5 protein-coding genes and 2 rRNA genes are annotated in these 10,671 nt (G+C 65.6%); 1 reads left to right on the top strand and 6 read right to left on the bottom strand.

Annotated features, from left to right (window positions below):
* Both RHCRD62_RS06180 and RHCRD62_RS06185 read right to left on the bottom strand, forming a co-directional pair.
* Window positions 1–832, bottom strand: a 23S ribosomal RNA gene (locus RHCRD62_RS06180); the annotation flags it as partial.
* Between the two features lie 328 nt (window positions 833–1,160).
* A 16S ribosomal RNA gene (locus RHCRD62_RS06185) occupies window positions 1,161–2,679 on the bottom strand.
* Window positions 2,680–3,225: 546 nt separating this feature from the next.
* Here RHCRD62_RS06185 and RHCRD62_RS06190 point away from each other — a divergent pair.
* Window positions 3,226–4,374: an alkaline phosphatase family protein gene (locus RHCRD62_RS06190; protein WP_050063850.1), complete on the top strand. Its 1,149-nt coding sequence runs from the start codon at window positions 3,226–3,228 to the stop codon at window positions 4,372–4,374.
* A gap of 75 nt (window positions 4,375–4,449) precedes the next feature.
* On the opposite strand, the gene RHCRD62_RS06195 is transcribed toward RHCRD62_RS06190, so the two are convergent.
* The 4 genes from RHCRD62_RS06195 to eccCa all read right to left on the bottom strand — a co-directional run bounded on the left by RHCRD62_RS06195 (window position 4,450) and on the right by eccCa (window position 10,665).
* Window positions 4,450–4,743 (bottom strand): WXG100 family type VII secretion target, encoded by a 294-nt coding sequence (locus tag RHCRD62_RS06195; protein ID WP_050063851.1) that lies wholly within the window; start codon window positions 4,741–4,743, stop codon window positions 4,450–4,452.
* A 66-nt stretch (window positions 4,744–4,809) separates the two neighbouring features.
* Complete coding sequence (locus RHCRD62_RS06200) at window positions 4,810–5,124, bottom strand: WXG100 family type VII secretion target (protein ID WP_050063852.1); 315 nt, start codon at window positions 5,122–5,124, stop codon at window positions 4,810–4,812.
* Between the two features lie 169 nt (window positions 5,125–5,293).
* Window positions 5,294–6,706: a type VII secretion-associated protein gene (locus RHCRD62_RS06205; RefSeq protein WP_157050831.1), complete on the bottom strand. Its 1,413-nt coding sequence runs from the start codon at window positions 6,704–6,706 to the stop codon at window positions 5,294–5,296.
* On the bottom strand, window positions 6,703–10,665 hold the full coding sequence (eccCa, locus tag RHCRD62_RS06210) for a type VII secretion protein EccCa (RefSeq protein WP_050063854.1): 3,963 nt from the start codon (window positions 10,663–10,665) through the stop codon (window positions 6,703–6,705). The genes RHCRD62_RS06205 and eccCa overlap by 4 nt, the downstream gene beginning before the upstream one ends.
* Window positions 10,666–10,671: the final 6 nt, after the last annotated feature.

Genomic DNA, 10,671 nt, shown 5'->3' on the forward strand with positions numbered 1-10,671 from the left:
GGCCTCCACGACGTCTTACCGTCGCTTCACCCTGGCCATGGGTAGATCACTCCGCTTCGGGTCTAGAACATGCCACTAAAACGCCCTATTCGGACTCGCTTTCGCTACGGCTACCCCACACGGGTTAACCTCGCGACATGCCACTAACTCGCAGGCTCATTCTTCAAAAGGCACGCCATCACCCCCAGCAGCAAGCTGCTCGAAGGCTCTGACGGATTGTAAGCGCACGGTTTCAGGTACTATTTCACTCCCCTCCCGGGGTACTTTTCACCTTTCCCTCACGGTACTAGTCCGCTATCGGTCACCAGGGAGTATTCAGGCTTATCGGGTGGTCCCGACAGATTCACAGCAGATTTCACGGGCCCGCTGCTACTTGGGCATCACCTACGACAGTCACCATGTTTTCGTCTACGGGACTCTCACCCTCTACGACAGGCCGTTCCAGACCACTTCGACTAACACGATGATTTCTTACTGTCGGCCAATCCGGCAGAATTGACAAAGATGACCCCACAACCCCACGCACACAACCCCTGCCGGGTATCACATGTACATGGTTTGGCCTCTTCCGCTTTCGCTCGCCACTACTCACGGAATCACGGTTGTTTTCTCTTCCTGTGGGTACTGAGATGTTTCACTTCCCCACGTTCCCTCCACACACCCTATATATTCAGGTGCGGGTAACACGACATCACTCGTGCTGGGTTTCCCCATTCGGAAATCCTCGGATCTCAGCTCGGTTGACAGCTCCCCGAGGCTTATCGCAGCCTCCTACGTCCTTCATCGGCTCCTGGTGCCAAGGCATCCACCGTACGCTCTTCATTACTTACAACAAAGATGCTCGCGTCCACTGTGCAGTTCTCAAACAACACACAAACAACCGTGAAAATCGCTGTCACCAGCACCCGGAAAACCAGGCCGATGTGACAACCACGATCGCTCGTCGTTTACCCTAGAGACAAACACTCGCGTGTTCTCTCAGGACCCAACAGTATGTCGATATATTCACCGCCGGCCGGCCACAAGGGACCAACCGATACGCGGAAAAGCTTGTCAGCGTCCACCCATGAGCTCCCGCCGTTCCACGTGTGGGAACGAAACGGGCTCTGCCAGACACGAAATCGACTGTTCGACCTCGTCTGCTGGAGAATGCTCCTTAGAAAGGAGGTGATCCAGCCGCACCTTCCGGTACGGCTACCTTGTTACGACTTCGTCCCAATCGCCGATCCCACCTTCGACGGCTCCCTCCACAAGGGTTAGGCCACCGGCTTCGGGTGTTACCGACTTTCATGACGTGACGGGCGGTGTGTACAAGGCCCGGGAACGTATTCACCGCAGCGTTGCTGATCTGCGATTACTAGCGACTCCGACTTCACGGGGTCGAGTTGCAGACCCCGATCCGAACTGAGACCGGCTTTAAGGGATTCGCTCCACCTCACGGTATCGCAGCCCTCTGTACCGGCCATTGTAGCATGTGTGAAGCCCTGGACATAAGGGGCATGATGACTTGACGTCGTCCCCACCTTCCTCCGAGTTGACCCCGGCAGTCTCCTGCGAGTCCCCGCCATTACGCGCTGGCAACACAGGACAAGGGTTGCGCTCGTTGCGGGACTTAACCCAACATCTCACGACACGAGCTGACGACAGCCATGCACCACCTGTATACCGACCACAAGGGGGGCCGTATCTCTACGGCTTTCCGGTATATGTCAAACCCAGGTAAGGTTCTTCGCGTTGCATCGAATTAATCCACATGCTCCGCCGCTTGTGCGGGCCCCCGTCAATTCCTTTGAGTTTTAGCCTTGCGGCCGTACTCCCCAGGCGGGGCGCTTAATGCGTTAGCTACGGCACGGATCCCGTGGAAGGAAACCCACACCTAGCGCCCACCGTTTACGGCGTGGACTACCAGGGTATCTAATCCTGTTCGCTACCCACGCTTTCGCTCCTCAGCGTCAGTTACTGCCCAGAGACCCGCCTTCGCCACCGGTGTTCCTCCTGATATCTGCGCATTTCACCGCTACACCAGGAATTCCAGTCTCCCCTGCAGTACTCAAGTCTGCCCGTATCGCCTGCAAGCCAGCAGTTGAGCTGCTGGTTTTCACAGACGACGCGACAAACCGCCTACGAGCTCTTTACGCCCAGTAATTCCGGACAACGCTCGCACCCTACGTATTACCGCGGCTGCTGGCACGTAGTTGGCCGGTGCTTCTTCTGCAGGTACCGTCACTTTCGCTTCGTCCCTGCTGAAAGAGGTTTACAACCCGAAGGCCGTCATCCCTCACGCGGCGTCGCTGCATCAGGCTTTCGCCCATTGTGCAATATTCCCCACTGCTGCCTCCCGTAGGAGTCTGGGCCGTGTCTCAGTCCCAGTGTGGCCGGTCACCCTCTCAGGTCGGCTACCCGTCGTCGCCTTGGTAGGCCATTACCCCACCAACAAGCTGATAGGCCGCGGGCCCATCCTGCACCAGTAAACCTTTCCACCAAAAGCCATGCAGCCTTTGGTCATATCCGGTATTAGACCCAGTTTCCCAGGCTTATCCCGAAGTGCAGGGCAGATCACCCACGTGTTACTCACCCGTTCGCCGCTCGTGTACCCCCGAAGGGGCCTTACCGCTCGACTTGCATGTGTTAAGCACGCCGCCAGCGTTCGTCCTGAGCCAGGATCAAACTCTCCGTTGAAGACTCTAGATTTCGCGGCAAGCCGCTAATCAGTCATAGACATCGAGTCAAATCACTAGCATTCAAAAACTCAAACTAGCATTCAAACACTGACCCCGAATCCGACGGAAGAAGGACCGGAGCCAGCAATACCCACCCCATACAAATGATGGAGTGGAGTACCAAAANATTGGCACTGACATTCATCGGCACACTGTTGAGTTCTCAAAGAACACGCACACACCATCACCACCNAGAAACTCGTTCTCGGCCGCTCCGGGGCAACTGTTCCAGCCTAACTCATCGCAGCGACTCGGTCAAAACCGTGTCGGTCACAATCAGTAAAGGCANTCGAAGCGCAACAGTATTACTACTGTCGCTAACCTCTGGATTGGCCAGGCGCCTTCGTACAACCTCGTGTCTCTCACCCGGGGGCGGAGTCGGTGTCCGTGTCGCTCTGACTCGACAAAAGTTACGCGACCGACCTGCCCTCCGCAAATCAGCTGGTCACAGGCCCGAAAACCGCGATGTAGCCATGGTTGGAGGGCCACGTCCTAGCCTGAACGCATGTTGCTTGCTCCGCAGTACGGACGGGATTCGCTGTCGGACCTCGTTCCCTCTGTCCTTGCCCAACTCGGCGTGAACGGCGAGTCCGATCGCATCGGACTCGACCTCACCGGCGTCAATCGGGTGTGCATCCTCCTGGTGGACGGTCTCGGTTCGGAACTGTTGGCCGCGCACCCGGACGAGGCCCCGTTCCTCACGTCCGCTGTGCCCGGCCCCCGGCTCACCGCCGGCTTCCCCACGACCACCGCGGCCAGCCTGGCGTCACTCGGGACGGGAATGCCCTCCGGTGAGCACGGCGTCGTCGGCTATCTGATGTCGGTGCCCGGAGAGGACCGGCTGATGAATCCCCTGAAGTGGCGCCTGCACGGGGAAGGTCCGCGTGTCGACCTGCTTCGTGAGCTCGTCCCCGAGCAGTTCCAGCCGGCACCGACAGCGTTCGAGCGCGCGGCGGCGGCAGGCGTCACCGTGTCGAGGGTGGCACCCGCTTATCAGGGCGGTTCCGGCCTGACCCGGGCCGCGCTGCGCGGTGGCGAGTTCAAGCCGACGTTCTCCATGGGCGACCTGGTGGATGCGGCCGTGACGTCGCTGCGGGAGGGCGAGCGTTCCCTCGTCTACGCGTACCACGGTGAGCTCGACCTGACGGGGCATGCGCGGGGACCCGAATCGGCCGCGTGGGCCCTCGAGCTCGCGCAGGTCGATCTGCTGGCCCGCCAGATCGCGTCGCGTCTGCCGTCGGACGGTGCCCTGATCGTGACCGCGGACCACGGGATGGTTCAGGTCCGGTCACCTCTCGACGTCGATCAGGAACCCGAGCTGAACGAAGGTGTGCGGCAGATCGGCGGTGAGCCCCGCGCGCGTCACGTCTACACCGAGCGCGGCGAGGCCGAGTCCGTCCTCGAGCGCTGGCGGTCCCGCCTGGGCGGCGACTTCGCGGTCCTCTCGCGCGCGGAGGTGATCGAGCGCGGATGGTTCGGCCCGACCGTGAACACCCTCGCTCAGGAGCGCATCGGCGACGTCATCGCGGTCGCGACCGGTGACGGCGCACTGATCCGCCGATCCGCGGAACCACTGCAGTCGATCCTCGTGGGGCACCACGGTTCGCTGACCTCGGCAGAACTACACGTCCCGCTTCTCGTCTTCCGTCCCTGACCCGGACAGCGCGAGAGGACGTTCCCGATGGCTCTCCTCCACCGGGAACGTCCTCAGCCTGTGAACGCGCGCGGATCAGCCCCAGCTGGCAGCCGCCCGGTTGTTCGTTTCCTGCATCTCCTCGTTACCCGAGCCAACCGCGCGGCCGATCGCGTCGAGCACGGCCTTCAGATCGGCAGCCGAGCGGTCCCAGTTGCCCTGCTCACGCTGGTAGGCCGCGGCGGCGGTGCCGCCCCAGGTCGCGGCCAGCGGCTCGATGAACTTCTTGAGTTGGAAGAGCTGATCCTCGATGGCCGCGGTGGTGCTCGCGATGTCCGCGCGGGCACCTTCGATGACACCGAAGTTGTAGCGGATCTCGTCGCCGCCCATGTTGTCCCCCTTGATGATTCGTTCAGGTCGTGTGATTCGTTCGTATTTGACTCCGACCGAGGGCGGTCAGATGTCGAGGCTGGCACCCGCGTTGTTGAGCGCCGCGACGTGGGCGTCCTGAGCCTCCGTGAAGGTGTTGCCGTTCGTGCGGATGTTCTCGCTGATCGCGACGAGCGCCTGGTTCAAACGCCGAGCACTGTCGTCCCAGCTGGCGATGAGTCCGTCGAACGTCTTCCTCGCCGTGCCGCCCCACGCGCCCTCCACGGCCGTCAGCCGCTGCTGCAGACCCCGCTGCAGTCCGTCGATGCCGTCGCTGACCTCCTTCACGTGCGCCGCCGCGCTCTCCATGGTCCCGGTTTCGGCCTTGAACTCCTCGTTCATGCACCCCTCCTGGTGTCCCGCGTCCGCGATGTTCGACCCCTGGATGGGCCGACCTGGACTCGCCTACACACGGTTGGACGCAGCCAGCGCCCCATTCGGTTCCATCGGGTTCCGGAGAGATTCCCCCAGATGGGCGAGTACGGGAACAAAGCCGTACGCCTCGGATCGGTCACCGGGCCGAGATCATGACCGAACCGGCGACGGCGTCACAGGCCTGCGCCACGCTGTCGGGCTCCCCCCTGAGCGCCTGGCAACCGATACTGACCTGCAGTTCATCGGATACGAACACCCGCCACACGACCCGTGAATCGTGGTCGGGTACCTCCACGTACGCCAGGGCGGGCCGCGCGTCGAACTCGATGCGCGAGAGTTCCCCGAACGTGTCCGAGCGGGCCTCGATCTGGTCGCCGAGCGTCACCGCGACCGCGTCGAGGTCGGCGCCGGGGAGAAGTTCCTTCTGTACCAGCAGGATTCGTGCGGGCCTTCCGTCGTCTCGGACCAGTTCCACACGATCCGCCCCGCCCTCGGAGCCTCGCCGGTGCCAGCCCGGAGGCACTTCCAGCGCCGCCCGGCCCGTCGAGACCCAAGCCGGAGCCGCGATCGACGTCGGTGCGGGAGCGGGGATCACCGTGTCCGAGACGACCGGCGCGTCTGTCGACGCGTTCCCGGTGGTCGGGGTGTCGTCCACCGAACCGTGCACCACGATCAGTGCCGCCCCCACGACCACCGTGACGACCGCCGCGAGTACCACGCCCCATCGGCGTGACGTCCTTGCGGGAACGGGCTCGGAGTCGTCGCCGGGACCCGAGACGCGCGGCAGCTGACCCGCCTGACCCAGACCCCACTCGAATGCGGCCCCGACGAGGGTGCGCGGGGGGATCTCGCACACCGGGACGTCGAGGCCCCATCGGCGGCGAAGTGCGTCCGCCAGTCCGCCGGCGACCCCGGTCGGCAGTGTGCCGACGACGGCAATCCATTCGGGGACGTCCGCGTGCGCGGTGTGAACCACCTCGGCGAGCTCTGCCACGGCTTCCGGGCGAACCGACAGATCCATCGCGCCGATCGAGTCGACACCGACCCTGCCACCGCCGATCGTCGCGGTGGCCTCCGACGCCAGTACTCCGACCTCGAGGACCACACCGGACCGGTTGGCGCCGTCGGGATCCATCACCGCCGCTGCGATGTCCGCGATCGTCACCACACGGACCTCACGAGCGAGACGACGACCCGCCGCGGCCAGGACCCGGCGGCGACGCGTGAGCCATCCCGTCGGGCAGGTGACGACGAGGTGGTCGACGGGCGTCACCGCTCCGGCAGCGACGACCGCGTCGGCGAGAACTTCCGCCAGAACCTCGACGACATCGACCGCGTCGGTCCCGAGGAGGAGCACGTCGTCGTCCACGAACCGGATCGGTGCGGGTTCGAAGACCTCGTCGGACGCGGCCATCGCGCGGTCCACACCGACGACGAGTCCGCCCGCGGCGACGATCACACCCGACGGACGCTCGATGGTCCGGCCACCCTGGCGAGCCCACGTTGCGGACTCGGTCAGGTGCACCGCGACCACCGATCGTCCGGTCACAGCGGCGGCATCCACGCGATCTGGATCTGGGTGTTCCCGGAGCGGGTGACCAATGCCGCTCGGCCGGGCGGCATCTCGGTGGGGCGCGCAGTTCCGATCAGGTTGCCCTCGTCTCGGCTTCCGCTCATCACGAATCCGGTCGGTACGAGGTCGCGGAGTCGCGCGATGATCGGCTCGTAGAGCGCGCGGCCAGCACCGCCGGACCTGCGGGCCACGATCAGGTGGAATCCGACGTCCCTGCCGTGCGCGAGGTGGTCGAGGATCGGAAGCAGCGGGTTGCCACTCGACGTGACGACCAGGTCGTAGTCGTCGACGACCACGTAGATCTCCGGTCCGGTCCACCACGATCGGTCACGGATCTGCTGCGGAGTCAGATCCGCCCCAGGCATCCGCGCGGTCAGCAGGCCCGCGAGTTCGTTCATCATCGTCGTCAGGGTCTGGGCGTTCGGCGCGTAGCCGGCGAGATGCGGACCCTCGACGGCGCCGAGCATGGTTCGGCGGTAGTCGGCGAGGATGATCTTGGCCTGTTTCGGGGTGTTCGATTCCATCAGTCCCGCGCAGATTCCGCGCAGAAGCGTGGTCTTGCCCGCGCCTCCGTCTGCGAAGGCCAGCATGTGCTGGTGGACGTTGAAATCCACGTACACGGGCGCGAGGTCGGCCTCATCCAGCCCGATGGGCACCCGCAGGCACGCGGATTCGTCGGCGGGCGGCCACCCGGCCGATCGGGCCACGACGTCGGTCCGATCGCAGCGTTCCGGCAGCATCCGGACAGCGGGCGCCCGGTCTCCGGTGGAACCGGCGCCGATCCGCGCGACCGCGTCCGCGACGCCTGCGCCGAGGTCGTCGGTGGTCTCCCCACCGTCGACCCGCGGCAGTGCCACGAGCATGTGCAGTCCCTCGGAAGTCATGCCACGGCCCGGTCTGCCCTGCGGCACACGGCTCGCCTTGACCCGCCCGAAGTCCGAGTCCGCCGGATCTCCGAGGCGCAGTTCGATTCGCGTCGCCAGCTGGTCCTTGAGTGCCGGGCGGATCTCCGCCCACCGGGAAGCGGTGACCACGACGTGCACGCCGAACGACAAGCCCTGACTGGCCAGAGCATTGATCTGCATCTCCAGCGACTCGAAGTCCTGCCGGACTCCGGGCCATCCGTCCACCATCAGGAACACGTCGCCGTAGGGGTCACCCGCGACGTTCGGATCGCCCGCGGCGCGGCGGCGGCGGAACTCCGTCATCGAGTCGATCCCGAGTTCGCGAAACCTGCGCTCCCGGTCGCGTACGAGCGTGTTCATCTCGGCGACGGTGCGCCTTACCCGGTCGACGTCGAGGCGGTTCGCAACCGACCCGACGTGCGGCAGACCTGCCAGCCCCGAGAGGGTGCCGCCGCCGAAGTCCAGGCAGTAGAACTGCACCTGACGGGGCGTGTGTGTCAGGGCCATCGCCAGGATCATCGTCCGCAGCGCTGTCGACTTGCCGGACTGGGTGCCACCGACAACGGCGACGTTGCCGCGCGAACCCGCGAGGTCGACGACCAGCAGGTCTCGGCGCTGGTCGTAGGGGCGGTCGACGATGCCGATCGGCGCGCGCAACGCGACCGGTTCGCTGTCGGTGGGTGCGGGCGAGGCAACCAGATCGCCGAGTGCGGGTGACACGTCGAGCGGCGGCAGCCACACCTCGTGCGCGGCCGACCCTCGTCCACGCAGCCGGTCGACCACGGTGTCGAGCACCGTGCGTCCCGTGTCCGTGACGACGTCCGGCTCCTCCGCCCGTTCCGGTTCGGGCGCGGCGGGCAACGCGACCGCCGCCGCGGTGAACGACCGCGGACGCAGGTCCACCGCCGCGGCGGACGCCGCGAGGACGCCCCCGGACGTGCGCCGCAGGTACGGACCCGACACGTACGCCGCGGCGAAACGGACGATCTCGGCCGAGTCGCACTTGAGGTAGCCGGCGCCGGGTTGCGCAGGCAGGTGGTAGGCGTCGGGGACGCCGAGGACAGTGCGCGATTCGTTGGCGGAGAATGTCTTCAGGCCGATCCGGTACGAGAGGTGGCTGTCGAGTCCACGCATCTTGCCTTCGTCGAGGCGCTGACTCGCCAGCAGCAGATGGATGTGTAGCGAGCGTCCCAGACGTCCGATCGCGACGAACAGGTCCGCGAACTCCGGCTGTTGGCTGAGCAGTTCGGAGAACTCGTCGACGACGATGAACATGGCGGGCAACGGAGCGAGAGCAGCGCCCCCAACCCTGGCCCGCTCGTACTCGGTCACGTTGGCGAAGTTTCCTGCCGCGCGCAGCAACTCCTGCCTGCGGTTCATCTCGCCTGCCAGCGCGTCCCTCATCCGGTCCACCATCGCCAACTCCTCGGCGAGGTTCGTGATGACGGCCGCGACATGAGGCAACCCCTCGAGACCGAGGAACGTCGCACCACCCTTGAAGTCGACGAGCACGAGATTGAGCGCGTCCGGGGAATGCGTGGCGGCGAGTCCGAGGACGAGGGTCCGCAGGAACTCGGACTTGCCCGAGCCGGTCGCGCCGATGCACAGCCCGTGCGGGCCCATCCCGTTCTCCGCGGACTCCTTCAGGTCGATCTCGACCGGCGAGCCGTCCATCCCGACGCCGATCGGGACCCGCAACCGGTCCCGCGGGCTCCGCGGCGCCCACGCCGTCGCCACGTCCAGGGCGATGAGGTCAGGGAGCCCGAGCAGGCGCCGCCAGTCGGTGTCGGTGTCGTCGGCGCCGTCACCGGCGTCGGTGACCGCCCCGGTGGCGACGCGGAACGGCGCGAGGCGACGAGCTGCCGTCTCGGCCTGGTGCATGCTGAGCCCGTCGGGTACAGCGAAAGTCTCGACACCCGACGCGCTGCGGGCCCCGATCCCCGTGCCGGAGAGCACCAACTGGATCCCGCGGGTTGCCGACAACGTCGGTCGGTAGCCGCCCAGGTCGAGCACCGTCACCGAGTCCAGGCCGTCGTCGAGGATGCCGGGGCCGGAAGTGATTCCGCCGTCCAACACCACCAGAACCTGCGGGACGCCCGCGGTTGCCGGGGCCGTCCGCGAGTACCGCGCGCGCATCGCCAGGTAGGGGCCGAGGACCTCGTCAAGTTCGGCCAGGGAGCCGTAGACCATGCGCCCGCTGCCCACCCCGTCGACACGATCCGGGTGCTGGGCGTGTGGCAGCCACTTCACCCATTCCCACTCGGCGGTGGTGTCGGGGCCACACACGACGACGACCTGCACGACATCGGGACCGTGAAAGGTGCACAGCTGCACCAGCATCGCGCGGACCAGGTCGCGTGATGCAGACCTGTCCCCCTCGAATCCGATCGCCGCGAACCCGCGCATCGCCACCGCGGTCGGCAGGCTCGGGACGACCGAGTGCGTGCGGACGAACCGACGCAGCGACACCGCCGCAACCGGCTCGAGGTCCTCGACCGGTCCGGTCTCGGGCGTCACGAGTCTCGTTGCCAGCCGCTGACTGCCGCGGCCGACCCGGACGTGCAGGTGGTCCTGATCGCCGACGCGGCGTTCCCACATTCGCGCGGTGCCTGCGAGCGTCCACAGGTGTGCGGGATCCGGATGACTCCAGTCCAACGCCGCCCGCTGCTTGTCCACCGTGTCGTAGACGTCGCGGCGCAACTGGTCCAGGTAGCGCAGGTAGTCCTTGCGGTCCTCGTTGATCTCCGCTCCCCGCGAACCGTTGCCCCGTCCACCCGCGAGCATTCCGAGCATCGAGACGACCATCATCACGGGGAACATGAGCGACATCGGGTTCGACGACATGCCCGAGGTGAACATCAACGCGACCATGCCGACCATCGCCACGACCATCACCACCGGCAGCAACTTCTGCACGAGATTCCCCGGGACGACCTTCGGGATGTCCGGAGGCGGCTGCAGGCTCACCTCGCCGCCGGGCGTGCGCGGCACTTCCCCGCGCGCCTTGCGCACGAAACGCACTGTGGCCATGAAGCG

This window comes from Rhodococcus sp. RD6.2 (assembly GCF_001040705.1).
GTDB lineage: Bacteria > Actinomycetota > Actinomycetes > Mycobacteriales > Mycobacteriaceae > Rhodococcus_G.

Coding starts and splice junctions, on each gene's coding strand:
- eccCa (WP_050063854.1), bottom strand. CDS start 10,665: ATGGCCACAGTGCGTTTCGTGCGCAAGGCGCGCGGGGAAGTGCCGCGC.
- RHCRD62_RS06195 (WP_050063851.1), bottom strand. CDS start 4,743: ATGGGCGGCGACGAGATCCGCTACAACTTCGGTGTCATCGAAGGTGCC.
- RHCRD62_RS06200 (WP_050063852.1), bottom strand. CDS start 5,124: ATGAACGAGGAGTTCAAGGCCGAAACCGGGACCATGGAGAGCGCGGCG.
- RHCRD62_RS06190 (WP_050063850.1), top strand. CDS start 3,226: ATGTTGCTTGCTCCGCAGTACGGACGGGATTCGCTGTCGGACCTCGTT.